The organism is Burkholderia oklahomensis C6786 (assembly GCF_000959365.1).
Lineage (GTDB): Bacteria > Pseudomonadota > Gammaproteobacteria > Burkholderiales > Burkholderiaceae > Burkholderia > Burkholderia oklahomensis.
On record NZ_CP009555.1, the window covers coordinates 4,072,326 to 4,087,833 of the forward strand.

Genomic DNA, 15,508 nt, shown 5'->3' on the forward strand with positions numbered 1-15,508 from the left:
TCTTCTTGTCTGCAAGGTGAAACCGTTCGGCGCGGCCGCTCACGCGATGCCCAGGCCGTCGTCGGCCGATACGATCGAGCCGTTGATGAACTGCGACTCGTCTGCGGCGAGGAGCAGCAGCAATCCGTCGAGATCCTGCGGCTTGCCGACCCGCCGGCGCGGCAGCATCGACTGCAGCTTCTGGCCCTGCTCGGTTTCCCACAGATAGTGATTGATCTCGGTGTCGATGTAGCCTGGGCAGATCGCGTTGACGTTGATTCCGTGGCGGCCCCATTCGAGCGCCATCGCGCGCGTCATGTGGACGACGGCCGCCTTGCTCATCGCATACAGGCCGATCTGCGAGAACGGCCGCAGGCCCGCGACCGACGCGATGTTGATGATCCGGTACGCCGGCTTCGCGTTGCCGTTGCCCGCGCGCATCATCATCCGCTTCGCGACTTCCTGCGCGACGAAGAACGCGCCGCGCGTGTTCGTATCGAACACGTATTCGAAATCGGCGGGCGTCACGTCAACGAGCTTCTGCATCGTCGACACGCCCGAATTGTTGACCAGGATGTCGATCGTGCCCGCCTCCGTTTCCGCGTGCGCGACAGCCGCCTTGATACTCTGGTAATCGGTGACGTCGAGCGACACGACGTGCGCGGCGCCGCCCGCCGCCTCGATTTCCGCGCGCAGTTCCTTCAGGCGCTCGACGCGCCGGCTCGCGAGCACGACCTTCGCGCCCGCCTGCGACAGCACCTGCGCGAAGCGCTGCCCGAGACCGCTCGACGCGCCCGTGATGAACGCGACCTTGCCTTCCAGATTGATCGAACGGCCCATGCCGACTCCTCATTATTCCGATGACATCATGCCGCACCAGTATGAAGCGTTCCCGCGTGCGACCCAACCCCACAAATAGAACGATCGTGCTAATCTTGGATTCCGCTGTTGCGGCGAGCGTTTTATTTCGCCGACAATACGATCCCGAATAAAAGCATTCTAATGGTTAGAGGAGCGTTCATGACCCCCGCAAGCCTCATCGAGCAATACGGCCCGCGCGAATCGATGGAATACGACGTCGTGATCGTCGGCGGCGGCCCCGCAGGCCTGTCGGCGGCCATCCGCCTCAAGCAGCTCGCTGCTGGGAAAGGCACGGAAATCGGCGTCTGCGTGCTCGAAAAGGGTTCCGAGATCGGCGCGCACATCCTGTCGGGCGCCGTGATGGACCCGCGCGCGATCACCGAACTGTTCCCCGACTGGAAGGCGCAAGGCGCGCCGCTCACCGTCGACGTCACCGAAGACCGCTTCCTGTTCCTGACCGAGAAGAGCGGGTTCCAGGTGCCGAACTGGGCGCTGCCGGACAACTTCAAGAACCACGGCAACTACGTGATCAGCCTCGGCAACGTCACGCGCTGGCTCGGCCAGCAGGCCGAGGCGCTCGGCGTCGAGATCTTCCCGGGCTTCCCGGCGGCCGAGATCCTCTACAACGACGACGGCTCGGTCAAGGGCGTCGCGACAGGCAACATGGGGATCGGCAAGGACGGCGAGCCGACCGAGAACTTCCAGCTCGGCATGGAGCTGCACGCGAAGTACACGCTCTTCTGCGAAGGCGCGCGCGGCCACCTCGGCCGCCAGCTGATGGACAAGTTCAAGCTGAACGCGAACAGCGATCCGCAGGCGTACGGCATCGGCATCAAGGAGCTGTGGGAAATCGACCCGGTCAAGCACAAGCCGGGCCTCGTGATCCACACGGCCGGCTGGCCGCTGTCGTCCGACACGTACGGCGGCTCGTTCCTGTATCACATGGACAACAACCAGGTCGTCGTCGGCTTCGTCGTCGGCCTCGCGTACACGAACCCGTACCTGTCGCCGTTCGAAGAGTTCCAGCGCTACAAGACCCATCCGGCGATCCGGCCGTTCCTCGAAGGCGGCAAGCGCGTGTCGTACGGCGCGCGCGCGATCACGGCAGGCGGCCTGCTGTCGCTGCCGAAGACCGTGTTCCCGGGCGGCGCGCTCGTCGGCGACGACGCGGGCTTCCTGAACGCGTCGCGGATCAAGGGCAGCCACGCGGCGATCAAGACCGGCATGCTCGCCGCCGAAGCCGCGTTCGACGCGGTGCAGGCGGGCCGCCAGGCCGACGAGCTGACCGCGTACCCGGACGCGTTCAAGACATCGTGGCTCTACACCGAGCTCTATCGCGCGCGCAACTTCAAGCAATGGATGGGCAAGGGCCTGTACCTCGGCACGCTGATGGTCGGCGTCGAGCAGAAGCTGATGAACGGCAACGTGCCGTGGACGCTGCATCACCAGCACGCGGACCACGAAATGCTGAAGCCCGCGTCGCAGTGCCAGCCGATCGACTATCCGAAGCCGGACGGCAAGCTGACGTTCGACCGGCTGTCGTCGGTGTTCGTCTCGAACACGAATCACGAGGAGAACCAGCCGGCGCACCTGACGCTGAAGGATGCGTCCGTGCCGGTGAACGTGAACCTGCGCACGTACGCGGGGCCGGAAGCGCGCTTCTGCCCGGCCGCCGTCTACGAGTTCGTGAAGAGCGACGACGGCACCGATCGCCTCGTGATCAACGCGCAGAACTGCGTGCATTGCAAGACCTGCGACATCAAGGACCCGACGCAGAACATCGTGTGGGTCACGCCGGAGGGCGGCGGCGGGCCGAACTATCCGAACATGTGACCGCACGCCCGCGCGCCGCGCGGGCATGGCGGCCGCATCGGCGGATGCGGCAAAACGAAACGGGCGCCGAGGCGCCCGCTTTTTCGACTTCGTCTTTTGCCGATTTCTTCGATATGCGGCGATTTCGACGCGCCGCACGCCAGCGGCGCGGGATGCGCCGCGCGTGTTCAAATCATGCTCACTCCGCTCCCGGCGCGCGCGCCGCGATCCTCGGCGTCGCGGTCGACACGTCGCCGCACTGCGCGCGATGCCGCAGCGCGTGATCGATCAGGACGAGCGCGAGCATCGACTCGGCGATCGGCGTCGCACGAATCCCGACGCACGGGTCGTGACGGCCGAACGTCTCGACGACGGCGGGCTCCCCCGCTTTCGTGATCGAGCGGCGCGGCGTGCGGATGCTCGACGTCGGCTTGATCGCGATCGACACCGTGACGTCCTGCCCCGTCGAGATGCCGCCGAGCACGCCGCCCGCGTGATTGCCGACGAAGCCCTCCGGCGTCAGCTCGTCTCCGTGCACCGAGCCGCGCTGCGCGACGCTCGCGAAGCCCGCGCCGATCTCGACGCCCTTCACCGCGTTGATCCCCATCATCGCGTGCGCGATGTCCGCATCGAGGCGGTCGAAGAGCGGCTCGCCCCAGCCGGCCGGCACGCCGGACGCGACGACGCTGATCCGCGCGCCGATCGAATCGCCGTCCTTGCGCAGCGCGTCCATGTAGTCCTCGAGCTGCGGGACGACGTCCGCGTTCGGCGCGAAGAACGGGTTCTCGCGCACGTGCGACCAGTCGACGAACGGAATCTCGATCTCGCCCAGCGCGCTCATGTAGCCGCGCACCTCGACGCCGAAGCGCTCGCGCAGCCACTTCTTCGCGATCGCGCCCGCGCCGACGACGGGCGCCGTCAGCCGCGCCGACGACCGGCCGCCGCCGCGATAGTCGCGCACGCCGTATTTCTGCCAGTACGTGTAGTCGGCATGGCCGGGGCGGAACGTGTCGGCGATGTTGCCGTAGTCCTTGCTGCGCTGGTCGGTGTTGCGGATGAGGAGCGCGATCGGCGCGCCCGTCGTCACGCCTTCGAACACGCCGGACAGGATCTCGACCTGATCGGGCTCCTGACGCTGCGTGACGTGGCGCGACGTGCCGGGCTTGCGGCGGTCGAGCTCGAGCTGGACGTCGGCTTCCGTGAGCGCCATGCCCGGCGGGCAGCCGTCGATCACGCAGCCGATCGCGGGACCGTGCGACTCGCCGAAGGTCGTGACAGTGAAAAGCGTGCCGAGGGTGTTGCCGGACATAGGGCCGTCCAAAGAGAGTCAGTCGGGGAAATCGTCATTATGCCAGCCCGTTTCGGGCGATGCGGCGATATGGCGCGCGGCCGGCCGATGTTGCGCACCGCCTGGCGGCGTCGCACGACCGGACATGGCGCCACCAATACAGCGAAACGACTCGGAACAAAACGGGAAAGCAGCCGGCGCGCGATGCAACGGGCCTTCCCGATCGGGCCGCGAGGCGACCGGGCGGGCGCCGCAACGCATCGCCCGGCCTGAACCGCGTTCGAACACGGGCGGCCGTCATGACGAAGCGACCCGCCCCGCCCGCAGCGCGCGCCGCTCACTTCCGCGCGCCGCGCAGCTCGGCCACGGCGGACTGCAGCGCCTCGGCCGTCGCCGCCGCGGCCGGGATCGGCTCGCCGACCGCGAGCGTGAGACGGCTCATCACGCCGCGCTTCACGGGACGCGGCCAGCGCGCGTCCTCGTGCCGCGAGAACACGCTGCCCCACAGCCCGCGCAGCGCCATCGGCACGACGGGCACGCTCGCACGCGCCAGGATCTCGGTGGCGCCGTGGTGGAACGTGTTGATGTCGCCCGTCTTCGTCAGCTTGCCTTCCGGAAAGATGCAGACGAGCTCGCCTTCGCGCAGCGCGGCCTCACACGCGTCGTACGCGCGCGCGAGCATCGCGGGGTCCTCGTGGCGCGACGCGATCGGGATTGCCTTCGCGTGGCGGAACGCCCAGTTCGCGAAGCGCGTCTTGAAGATCCGGTGATCCATCACGAAGCGGATCGGCCGCGGGCTCGCCGCCGCGAGCACGAGCGCATCGACGTAGCTCACGTGGTTGCAGACGAGGAGCGCGGCGCCGTCATCCGGAATCCGCTCCGCGTGCACGAGGCGGATCCGGTAGAACGTATGCACGAGCGCCCACGCAATGAAGCGCAGCAGGAACTCCGGCACGAGCGAATAGATGTACGACGCGACGACGACGTTCAGGAGCGCGGTCACGAGGAAGATCCCCGGGATGCTGACGCCCGCCTTCGTGAGCAGCATCGCCATCAGCGCCGACACGATCATGAAGAGCGCATTCAGGATGTTGTTCGCGGCGATGATCCGCGCGCGGTGCGTCGGCGCGCTGCGGCTCTGGATCAGCGCATAGAGCGGCACGCTGTAGAAGCCGCCGAACATCGCGAGCAGGAACAGGTCCGCGAGAATCCGCCAGTGCGCCGCGTGGCCGAGGAACTCGCCGACCGTCAGCAAATGCGTCTGCGCGGGCAGCGCGTGGCTCGCGAAGTAGAGCTCGATCGCGAACGCGCTGATGCCGAGCGAGCCGAGCGGCACGAGCCCGATCTCGACGTGCCGCCGCGACAGCCGCTCGCACAGCAGCGAGCCCAGGCCGATGCCGAACGAGAACGTCGCGAGCAGCACGGTGACGACGTCCGGGTTCGCCGACAGCACGTCCTTCGCGAAGCCGAAGAACGACGTGAGGAACGTCGCGCCGACGAACCACAGCCACGAGATGCCGAGCAGGCTCAGGAACACCGTGCGGTTCGCGCGCGCGAGCTTCAGGTTGCGCCACGTTTCCGAGAACGGGTTCCAGTTGATCGAGAGATTCGGCTGCGGCGCGGGCGTCGCCGGCACGCCCGCCGCGGCGAGCCGCCCGACGAGCGCGACGCCGACGCAGCAGACGGCGAGCAGCACCTCGCCGCGCCCCGAGATGCCCGCCGCCGCGCCGCCGACGATCGTGCCGATCAGGATCGCGACGAACGTGCCCATCTCGACGAGCCCGTTGCCGCCGACGAGCTCGTGATCGTTCAGATGCTGCGGCAGGTACGAATACTTGACGGGCCCGAACAGCGTCGAGTGCATGCCCATCATGAACGTGCACAGATACAGCAGCAGCGCGCCATGCGTGACGAAGCCCGCCGCGCCGACGAGCATCAGCGCGATCTCGAAGGTCTTCACGAAGCGCGTGAGGCGCGCCTTGTCGTACTTGTCGGCGATCTGCCCCGCCGTCGCCGAGAACAGCACGAACGGCAAAATGAAGATCGCCGAGATCGCGAACGCGGCGGTTTTCGGATCGATGCCGCTGAATTTCGCCGTCTGATACGTGACGAGCGACGTGAAGCCGATCTTGAAGACGTTGTCGTTCAGCGCCCCCATGAACTGCGTCGCGAAAAACGGCGCGAAGCGGCGCTCGCGCAGCAGATCGAACTGCGACGGGCGGGCGTGGCGCTTCTCGCGCCGCGCGGTCGAAAGAATGGAGGGATCGCTCATGCGTGGATGCGCCCGCGCATCGCGTCGGCACGATCGCGCACGCAGGCGGACGAAGAAATGGTAGTGATCGCCGGGACGGAAGCGCCGCCCGGCGGCCTGCGCGCGCGGCCGCGCGCGGGCTCAGCTCGCAAGCGGCTTGCGCTCGTCGCTGTCGGGTTCCGGCCAGTCGCGGATGTACGCCTTCAGCATGCGGTTCTCGAAGCTCTGCGCCTCGACGACCGTCTTCGCGACGTCGTAGAACGAGATCACGCCCATCAGCACGCGCTTGTCGAGCACCGGCATGTAGCGGGCGTGCCGCTCGAGCATCATCCGGCGCACTTCGTCGATGTCGGTCTCCGGCGTGCACGTGAGCGGCTCGTCCATCACGGTGCGCACGAGCACCTCGCCGATGCTGCCGCCGTTCGCCTTCAGGCGCAGGATGATCTCGCGGAACGTCAGGATCCCGACGAGATCGCCGTACTCCATCACGACGAGCGAGCCGATGTCGTGTTCCGCCATCGTGTCGACCGCATTGCGCAGCGGCATATCGGGCGTCACGGTAAACAGCGTATTGCCCTTGACTTTCAGAATATCGCTGACGCGCATCGTTGTCCCCTATTGCAACTTGTGCATAATCGGCTTTCGATCCTAACGGAAAGCCCCGCAAAAGGAAAGCGCGCGGCGGTGGACAGCCGCACCGGTTGCGGCGGGCGGCGCCCCGCCGCACAATGAAACCCGTGACGCGCCGCGCGGCTGCCGCCGGCGCCCGAGGAGACTGTCATGGCACATTCCGCGCATACCGAGCATTTCTCGAGTTTCGCCGAGTTCTATCCGTTCTATCTCGACGAGCACCGCAACATCGTCTCGCGGCGGCTGCACTTCATCGGCTCGCTCGGCGTGATCGGCTGCGTCGCGATGGCGCTCGCGACGGGCCTCTGGTGGTGGCTGCCCGCCGCCGTCGTCTGCGGCTACGGATTCGCGTGGATCGGGCACTTCTTCTTCGAGAAGAACCGCCCCGCGACGTTCCGGCACCCGATCTACAGCCTGATGGGCGACTGGGTGATGTTCAAGGACATCTGCACCGGCAAGCTTTCGATCTGACCCGCTTGGGCACGCGGCGGGCGAACGATGCGCCGCAAGCCGGGGCGGCACCGGCGCCGCGCGTCGCGCGGCCGCCGTCCGAGCGGGCCCGCGCTTTGCGGCGGTCGCACGAGCGTCGTGTCGACACCCTTCCAAAAATGACGCCGCGATGACACCGGCTTCGTCCGCGCGTCAGGCGGTGCGCGGCGGCCGCGTCGACGTCGGCCGCGCCGCTTCCTGCGCGCCCCGCGCCGCGCCGGCCTTGCGGCGCGCGATCAGTTCCGCGAGCGACAGGTCGAGCTTCTCGCTCGCGAACGCGTCGAGAAGCGCCGCGCAGTCGACCTCCGTCTTGCCGCGCTGCGCCTGGTAGACGAGTTCCGACCGATTGATCACGAGCACGTCGAACAGATTCGCGACCGTCAGGCGCTGCGGGTTCGCGAGCATCACGTAGTGCGGCGCGGCGTCGCTGCCGCTTTGCAGCCGCGCGACCCACTCGCGCTCCTCGAGCGTCGACAGGAGCCGCTGCGCGGTTTCCATGTCGCAGCGCGCCATCAGCGCGAGCCGCGCGGCCGTATAGCCCGGCTTGCCCGCCTCCTGCGCCTCGGCGAGCCGCGCGAGCAATTCCAGCGAATCGAGCAGGTCGCTGCCCGGATAGTGGATTCGGTGGAACTGGCCGACCCGGATCGCCGGCAGCGCCGACGCGATCATCGCGCCCGCGAGCGTGACGAACCAGCTCAGATACATCCACAGCAGGAACATCGGCACGGTCGCGAACGCGCCGTACACCGCGGTATAGGTCGGAATGCGCCGCACGTAGTAGCCGAAGCCGCGCTTCGCGAGCTCGAACGCGACCGCCGCGCAGACGCCGCCCACCGCCGCGTCGCGCCACGCGACCGTGCAGTTCGGCAGATACACGTACAGCAGCGTGAACGCGAGCACCGTGAGCGGCAGCGACGCGGCCGTCAGCAGCCATTCGAAGATGGGCGGCGTGCTCGTCGACCCGGCGAACGCGAGCGATTTCGTGAACAGGTACGACGAAATCGAAAGGCTCACGCCGAACAGCAGCGGCCCGAGCGTGATGAGCGCCCAGTACGCGAGCACGCGCTGCGCGAACGGCCGCGGCTTGCGCACGCGCCAGATCAGGTTGAACGCGGATTCGACCGTCATCATCGTCATCACCGCCGTGACGACGAGCACGATGAGGCCCGCCGTCGTCAGCCCCTTCGCCTTCGCCGCGAACTGGTTCAGGTACTTGAAGATCTGGCTGTTGAACTGCGCGGGCATCAGGTGATCGGCGAGGAACCCCTGCAGCGAGTTCTGGAACGACGCGAACATCGGAAACGCGGTGAAGAGCGCGAAGGCGACCGTCACGAGCGGCACGAGCGCGAGCATCGTCGTGAACGTGAGGCTGCCCGCGACCTGCGGGATGCGGTCTTCCGCGCTGCGCTTCGCGGCGAAGCGCGCGAGACGCTTGATGGTGTCGAGGTCGACGCTCAACTTCGGCAACGGCTTTCTCCTTTTGCTGCAGGCGCCGCGCGCGTCGCGCGACAGGTCGAGCCGCGTCCCTTCGCTGCGGCTTCAGCCCCTATAATAGCCGCTCACTCAAGGGGCCTATGAAAGACATCCTCGTGCTCTATTACAGCCGCCACGGCGCGACGCGCGAACTCGCGCTCGCGATCGCGGCGGGCATCGACAGCGTGCCGGGCATGCAGGCGCGCATCCGCACCGTGCCGCCCGTGTCGACCGTCTGCGAGGCGACGCAGCCCGACATCCCCGACGACGGCCCGCCGTACGCGGAGCCGCGCGACCTCGACGAATGCGCGGGTCTCGCGCTCGGCTCGCCCACCCGCTTCGGGAACATGGCCGCGCCGCTCAAGTACTTCCTCGACGGCACGACGCCGCAATGGCTGTCGGGCGCGCTCGCGGGCAAGCCGGCCAGCGTGTTCACGTCGACGGGCAGCCTGCACGGCGGCCAGGAATCGACGCTGCTGTCGATGATGCTGCCGCTCCTGCACCACGGCATGATGATCGTCGGGATTCCTTATACCGAATCCGCGCTGTCCGTCACGCAGACGGGCGGCACGCCATACGGCGCGTCCCATTTCGCGCGCGCGGCCGACGCCGCGCACGAGCGCATTTCCGCCGACGAAAAGGCGCTCGCGCACGCGCTCGGCGCGCGGCTCGCACGGACCGCGTCGCTGCTCGGCGCCGCGTCCGCATGAACGCGCCCGCGCCCGGCTCGGCGAAACCGCTCGCCGCGCGCGCGGCGGTGCTTTGCCTCGTCGCGCTGATCGCGCTTTGCGTCGCGTGGGAAACCTGGCTCGCGCCGCTGCGGCCGGGCGGCTCCGCGCTGATCCTGAAGGCCGTGCCACTCGCGCTCGCGCTGCCCGGCGTGTGGCGGCGCAGCGTCTACACGCTGCAGTGGGCGTCGATGCTGATTTTGATTTATCTTGCAGAAGGCATCGTGCGCGGCATGACGGACGGCGGCCTGTCCGCGCGGCTCGGCTGGTTCGAGGCCGCGCTCGCGCTCGGCTTCTTCTGCGCCGCGCTCGCCTACGTCGCACCGTACAAGCGCGCCGCGAAACAAGCGGCGAAGCAGACGGCGAAGCACGCGCAAGACCGTCCGTCCGCGCCCGGCCGCCCCCGTTCCTGATTTTCTCGATTGCCAGACTTCCGAACGAACGCCATGACTTCCTCTTCCACTTTCGTCGACGCGTGCCGCCAGGCGATCGGCGCCGACTACGTGCTGACCGATCCTCACGACACCGCCCCGTTCCTGACCGACTGGCGCCGCCGCTATCAGGGCGCCGCGTGCGCGGTGCTCAAGCCCGCGAGCACCGAAGAGGTCGCGGCGCTCGTGAAGCTCGCGGTCGAGCACCGCGTCGCGCTCGTGCCGCAAGGCGGCAACACGGGCCTCGCGGGCGGCGCGACGCCCGACGCGAGCGGCGCGCAGGCGGTGCTGAGCCTCGCGCGCCTGAACCGCGTGCGCGCGCTCGATCCGCACAACAACACGATCACCGTCGAAGCGGGCGTCGTCCTCGCCGACGTGCAGGCACGCGCGCAGGAAGCGGACCGGCTCTTCGCGCTGAGCCTCGCCGCGGAAGGCAGCTGCACGATCGGCGGCAATCTCGCGACGAACGCGGGCGGCACCGCGGTGCTGCGCTACGGCAACGCGCGCGAGCTGTGCCTCGGTCTCGAGGTCGTCACGCCGCAAGGCGAGATCTGGGACGGCCTGCGCGGGCTGCGCAAGGACAACACCGGCTACGACCTGCGCGATCTCTTCATCGGCGCCGAAGGCACGCTCGGCATCATCACGGCCGCGGTGATGAAGCTGCATCCGCGCCCCGCCGCGAAGGTCACGGCGCTCGCCGCGCTCGAATCGCCGCACGCGGCGCTCGATTTCCTCGCGCTCGCGCAGCGCGCCGCCGGCCCGCTGCTGACGGGCTTCGAGCTGATGTCCGACTTCTGCATGAAGCTCGTCGGCAAGTACTATCCGCAGTTGCGCTACCCGTTCGACGCGACGCATCCGCAGACCGTGCTGCTCGAATTGTCCGACAACGAAAGCGAAGCGCACGCGCGCGCGCTTTTCGAGAGGATGATGGAGGAAGCGTTCGAGGCGGGGTTCGTCGTGGACGCGGTCGTCGCCGAAAACCTCGCGCAGTCGCGCGCGTTCTGGGATCTGCGCGAGCACATCCCGCTCGCGCAGGCGGACGAAGGGCTCAACATCAAGCACGACATCGCGGTGCCGATCTCGTCGATCGCGCGTTTCATCGACGAGACCGACGCGGCGATCCAGGCGGCCGCGCCCGGCGCGCGGATGGTCACGTTCGGCCACCTCGGCGACGGCAACCTGCACTACAACGTGCAGATGCCCGAAGGCGGCGATCCGAAGGCGTTCCTCGCCGCGCACCAGGCGCCCATCAACCGGATCGTCTACGACAACGTCCACAAGCATCGCGGAACGATCAGCGCCGAGCACGGCATCGGCCAACTGAAGATCGACGACGCGCAGCGCTACAAGCCGGCCGTCGAGATCGGGCTGATGCGCGCGCTGAAGACGGCGCTCGATCCGCTCAACCTGATGAACCCCGGCAAGGTGCTGCGCTGACGCCGCCAACCGCGACACGAAGGAGCCGTCCGTGAAGATCCGCGTGCTGTCCGACCTGCATCTCGAATGCAACGAGCCCGACGCGATCCCGTACGCGCCCGCGGATCTCGTCGTGCTCGCGGGCGATATCCACAATCACGCGGAAGGCTTGCGCTGGGCGGCGGAGACGTTCGATCCGGACGTGCCCGTCGTCTACGTGCCCGGCAACCACGAGTATTACGACGGCGAGTTCGGCGCGCTCGAAGCGGCGATGCGCGATGCCGCCGCGACGCTCGATCACGTCCACTACCTGAACAACGCCGCATACGCCGATCCGGCCGGACGCTTTCGCGTGCTCGGCACGACGCTCTGGAGCGATTTCGAGCTGTTCGGCGGCGACGCGGAAACGCGCGCGCAGTCGATCGCCGAATGCGAGCGCGTGATGCTCGATTTCAAGGGCTTGATTCAGGTGGATTGGCCGGGCGACGGAGAAGCGGCCGACGAGATTGCGACGGCGGAAAAGGCCGCCGGCACGAACGGGCACGCCGAAAAAGCCCCCGGCCCGGCCGCGAACTCCGCGCCGAGCCCGCGCAGCTTCGCGCCGCGCGACGCGCTCGCGTTGCATCGCACCGCCCGCGCGTGGCTCGAGCGCGAACTCGCGAAGCCGTGGGCGGGCGCGACGATCATCGTCACGCACCACGCGCCGCACCGCGCGAGCCTCGCCGCGCGCTACGCCGACGATCTCGCGTCGGCCGGCTTCATCAGCGATCTGAGCGCGCTCGTGCGGCCGCCCGTCGCGCTATGGATTCACGGTCATACGCATACGTCGTTCGACTACACGACCGCGGAAGGCACGCGGGTCGTCTGCAATCCGCACGGCTACATCCGCCGGCGCACCGGCGAGCGGGAAAATCCGTCGTTCGAATGGGACAAGGTCGTCACGCTCGCGTGACGCGAGCGCGCGGCAAAACAAAACTCCACGCCTCGCCAGGCGTTCAGAGCACGGTGCGGCGGCCGTCCCGATGCGGACGATGCGTGCGCACGCGCACCGGCACCGGCACCGGCACGCGGCGCTTTTGCGCTTCGAGCGCGCGCAGCATCTCGCGCGACGCGGCGATCCCGATTGCGCCGAACAGCGCGAGCGCGCCGAAACCCAGCAGCAAAGGCGTATTCATCGATTTCCCCCCGATCCGTCGATTGCGTTGAACGAATGCATGGGAAGACAGTAACAAACCCGGTGCGGCACGAGCGTAAAAAAGTGTTGCGACAGCGTCAAAATGCGTCAATTCGGTAGAGCGCCGCCTCAGGTCTGCACGGTGAAGCGCTCGAGCGCCGCTTCGTCGGCTTCGAGAATCGAAGGCAGTTCGTCGCGCAGGAAGTCGACCCACGTGCGGATCTTCGCGTCGAGATACTGGCGCGACGCGTAGAGCGCATAAATGTTCATCACGTGCGACCGGTACTCGGGCATCACGCGGACGAAGTCGCCGTTGCGCAGCCCGGCGATCGCCGAATAGAGCGGCAGCACGCCGATCCCCATCCCTTCGCGAATGCCGGCCGCGAGCGCCTCCGCGACGTTCACGCGAAACGGCGGCGGCGCGAGCGTCACGCTCTCCTCGCCGCGCGGCCCCATCAGCTTCCATTCGTCCCAGTAGAGGCCGGGCGCAACCATTCCGAGGCACACGTGATTCGCGAGATCCCGCGGCCGTTGCGGCGCGCCGTGATTCTCGATGTAGCCGCGCGACGCGCAGACGACGCTGAACGTCACGCCGAGCCGCTGCGACACGAGCCCCGAATCAGGCAGTTCGCGCCCGACGACGAGCGACACGTCGAATCCTTCGTCGAGCAAATCCGGCAGCCGCTGCGCGAGCGTCAGATCGACGTGGACCTCCGGATAGCGCTGCTGATAGCGCGACACCGCGGGCACCGTGTAGTGCTGGCCGAGGCTCGTCATGCAGTGCACCTTCAGCTTGCCGGACGGGCGCGCGTGCGCGTCGCTCGCTTCCGCCTCGGCCTGCTCGACGTACGCGAGGATCTGCTCGCAGCGCTGCAGATAGCGCTCGCCCGCCTCGGTGAGCGCGATGCGGCGCGTCGTCCGGTTCAGCAGGCGCGTGCGCAGATGCGCTTCGAGATCGGAAACCGCTCGCGACGCGTATGCCGTCGTCGAATTGAGCTGCTGCGCCGCCGCCGTGAAGCTGCCCGCATCGACCACGCGGACGAACACACGCATGTTTTGGAGCGTATCCATGCTATTTCCCTATTGAATCCGGGAGGATTGTTGCATAAATATTCAACAATATTGTCTCAATGTCCGTAAGAATGCGTTGCACCATTGTCGGTTTATTTGGCAATCCGCAAAAAAATATAATCGCATCCGACTCATCTTTATCCGAAAGGGAGAAAATCGTGCAGTCTCCGGCAACAAGAGGGGCGCTTGCACTCGCGGTTCTTGCATTCTCATTAATAATGGCCGGATGCGCGAGCATGGGCGATGTTGCACCGCAAGCAAAGCAGACCGATCCGGCGTCGCTCGACGCGGGCGCGGCGATCGCGGCGGCCGACCGCGATGCGGGCTGGCCCGCGTCCGACTGGTGGCGCGCGTATCGCGATCCGCAGCTCGACGCGTGGATCGCCGCGTCGCTTGCCGGCAATCCGTCGCTCGCGGCCGCGCAGGCGCGCGTGCGCGAGGCGCAGTCGCTCGCGCGCATCGCGCACGCCGAGGAGCTGCCGCAGATCGACGGCAACCTGTCGCTGATGCGCCAGCACTGGCCGGACAACGTCTATTACGGCCCCGGCCCGCTCGCCAACGCCGACACCTGGAACAACACGGGCACGCTGAGCCTGTCGTACCACCTCGATCTGTGGGGCAAGGACAAGAACAACGCCGAGCGCGCGCTCGACGCGGCGCGCGCCCGCGCGGCCGACGCCCGCGCCGCGCAGCTCGAGCTCGAAGCGAACGTCGTGCGCGCGTACGTCGACTTCGCGAAGAACTACGCGCTCCTCGACATCGCGCACACGACCTACGAGCGCCAGCGCGAGCTCGCCGAACTCGCGCACAAGCGTCTTCGCGCGGGCATCGGCACGCAGCTCGAAGTGAGCCAGGCCGAAGCGCCGCTCCCCGACTATTCACGCCAGATCGATTCGTACGAAGAGGCCATTCAGCTCGGCCGCCACCAGCTCGCCGCGCTCGCGGGCAAGGGACCGGGCGCGGGTGCGTCGCTCGCGCGGCCCAGGCTCGCGCTCGACGCAACCGCCGGCCTGCCGTCCGCGCTGCCCGCCGAGCTGATCGGCCGCCGGCCGGACGTCGTCGCCGCGCGCTGGACGGTCGGCGCGCAGGCGCGCGGGATCGACGTCGCGAAGGCCGCGTTCTACCCGAACGTCGACCTGATCGCGTCGCTCGGCGGCTTCGCGGTCAGCGCGCCGTTCGCGACGTTTCTGCGCGCGATGAACGGCGGCTGGTCCGCGGGCCCCGCGCTCACGCTGCCGATCTTCGAGGGCGGCCGGCTGCGCGCGCAGTTGGGCGTCGCGTCGGCCGGCTATGACGAGGCGGTCGAGCACTATAACCAGACGATCGTCGGCGCGCTGAAGGACATCGCCGACAACGTCGTGCGGCTGCACTCGCTCGACTCGCAGCAGAAGGACGCCGCGCGCGCGGTCGCGCTCACGCGGCGCTCGTACGATCTGTCGCATACGGGCTTCAGCCGCGGGCTGACCGACTACGTGAACGTGCTGCTCGCGCAGAGCCAGTTGCTGACCGCGCAGGAGAACCAGACGCGCATCGAAGCCGCTCGGCTCGCCGCGCATGCGTCGCTGATGGTCGCGCTCGGCGGCGGGCTCGAAACCGAAAGCGACGCGCCGCATGACGCGCCGGCGGGAGATGCCGGGCGCACGGGCACGGGCACGGGCACGGGTGCTTCGGGTGCTTCGGGTGCTTCGGGTGCTTCGACCGGAGCCCACGCTCCGGCCGGCGCGGCCGCATCCCCTTCGCCGGCCGGCACCGGCGCGGCTGCCACGGCACGCGCGTCGGCAACGGCACGCGTCGCGACCGCGACCGGCATCGCCGGCGCGTTCGCGCCGACGTCCGCGCCGACATCCGCGCCGACGTCCGCTGCGGCGAACCCCGCAACGTCCGGCGCGCGCGCCGCGCGCTAAC

General features: G+C 68.2%; 14 protein-coding genes. 7 read left to right on the forward strand and 7 right to left on the reverse strand.

Annotated features, from left to right (window positions below):
* Positions 1–39 precede the first annotated feature (39 nt).
* Positions 40–819: an SDR family oxidoreductase gene (locus BG90_RS18070; RefSeq protein WP_010104203.1), complete on the reverse strand. Its 780-nt coding sequence runs from the start codon at positions 817–819 to the stop codon at positions 40–42.
* 180 nt (positions 820–999) lie between these two features.
* Here BG90_RS18070 and BG90_RS18075 point away from each other — a divergent pair, with 180 nt between their 5' ends.
* The gene (locus tag BG90_RS18075) at positions 1,000–2,673 is read left to right on the forward strand and encodes an electron transfer flavoprotein-ubiquinone oxidoreductase (protein ID WP_025989846.1); all 1,674 of its coding nucleotides are present in this window, start codon (positions 1,000–1,002) and stop codon (positions 2,671–2,673) included.
* A 178-nt stretch (positions 2,674–2,851) separates the two neighbouring features.
* Here BG90_RS18075 and aroC read toward each other — a convergent pair whose 3' ends face one another.
* From aroC to BG90_RS18090, 3 genes are all read right to left on the reverse strand, one after another.
* A complete protein-coding gene (gene aroC, locus BG90_RS18080) occupies positions 2,852–3,961 on the reverse strand; it encodes a chorismate synthase (protein WP_010115726.1) in 1,110 nt (369 codons plus the stop codon).
* Positions 3,962–4,277: 316 nt separating this feature from the next.
* Positions 4,278–6,212, reverse strand: coding sequence for an MFS transporter (locus tag BG90_RS18085; protein WP_010115727.1), 1,935 nt, complete (start codon positions 6,210–6,212; stop codon positions 4,278–4,280).
* Between the two features lie 120 nt (positions 6,213–6,332).
* Positions 6,333–6,797 (reverse strand): CBS domain-containing protein, encoded by a 465-nt coding sequence (locus BG90_RS18090; RefSeq protein WP_010104215.1) that lies wholly within the window; start codon positions 6,795–6,797, stop codon positions 6,333–6,335.
* Positions 6,798–6,971: 174 nt separating this feature from the next.
* Here BG90_RS18090 and BG90_RS18095 point away from each other — a divergent pair, with 174 nt between their 5' ends.
* Positions 6,972–7,292 carry an Mpo1-like protein gene (locus BG90_RS18095; protein WP_010104217.1) on the forward strand — a complete coding sequence of 107 codons (321 nt, stop codon included), beginning with the start codon at positions 6,972–6,974 and terminating at the stop codon, positions 7,290–7,292.
* A gap of 171 nt (positions 7,293–7,463) precedes the next feature.
* Here BG90_RS18095 and BG90_RS18100 read toward each other — a convergent pair whose 3' ends face one another.
* Positions 7,464–8,777: a YihY family inner membrane protein gene (locus BG90_RS18100; RefSeq protein WP_010115728.1), complete on the reverse strand. Its 1,314-nt coding sequence runs from the start codon at positions 8,775–8,777 to the stop codon at positions 7,464–7,466.
* Between the two features lie 107 nt (positions 8,778–8,884).
* On the opposite strand from BG90_RS18100, the gene wrbA reads away from it, so the two are divergent.
* Genes wrbA through BG90_RS18120 form a run of 4 tightly spaced genes read left to right on the forward strand, consistent with a single transcriptional unit; the run spans position 8,885 to position 12,310 of the window.
* Positions 8,885–9,493, forward strand: coding sequence for an NAD(P)H:quinone oxidoreductase (gene wrbA / locus BG90_RS18105; protein WP_010104227.1), 609 nt, complete (start codon positions 8,885–8,887; stop codon positions 9,491–9,493).
* On the forward strand, positions 9,490–9,924 hold the full coding sequence (locus BG90_RS18110; protein WP_010104230.1) for a DUF2069 domain-containing protein: 435 nt from the start codon (positions 9,490–9,492) through the stop codon (positions 9,922–9,924). The genes wrbA and BG90_RS18110 overlap by 4 nt, the downstream gene beginning before the upstream one ends.
* Positions 9,925–9,957: 33 nt before the next feature.
* The gene (locus BG90_RS18115; RefSeq protein WP_010115729.1) at positions 9,958–11,379 is read left to right on the forward strand and encodes an FAD-binding oxidoreductase; all 1,422 of its coding nucleotides are present in this window, start codon (positions 9,958–9,960) and stop codon (positions 11,377–11,379) included.
* 31 nt (positions 11,380–11,410) lie between these two features.
* Complete coding sequence (locus BG90_RS18120) at positions 11,411–12,310, forward strand: metallophosphoesterase (RefSeq protein WP_010115730.1); 900 nt, start codon at positions 11,411–11,413, stop codon at positions 12,308–12,310.
* A 43-nt stretch (positions 12,311–12,353) separates the two neighbouring features.
* Here the strand turns inward: BG90_RS18120 and BG90_RS36470 are convergent, their stop codons facing one another.
* Both BG90_RS36470 and BG90_RS18130 read right to left on the reverse strand, forming a co-directional pair.
* Positions 12,354–12,533 (reverse strand): hypothetical protein, encoded by a 180-nt coding sequence (locus BG90_RS36470; RefSeq protein ID WP_025989847.1) that lies wholly within the window; start codon positions 12,531–12,533, stop codon positions 12,354–12,356.
* A gap of 128 nt (positions 12,534–12,661) precedes the next feature.
* Entirely contained in the window at positions 12,662–13,603 is a 942-nt protein-coding gene (locus BG90_RS18130) for a LysR family transcriptional regulator (protein WP_010115732.1), read from the reverse strand.
* Positions 13,604–13,821: 218 nt separating this feature from the next.
* On the opposite strand from BG90_RS18130, the gene BG90_RS18135 reads away from it, so the two are divergent.
* Positions 13,822–15,507, forward strand: coding sequence for an efflux transporter outer membrane subunit (locus BG90_RS18135; protein ID WP_045568261.1), 1,686 nt, complete (start codon positions 13,822–13,824; stop codon positions 15,505–15,507).
* The last annotated feature ends 1 nt before the right edge of the window (position 15,508 follow it).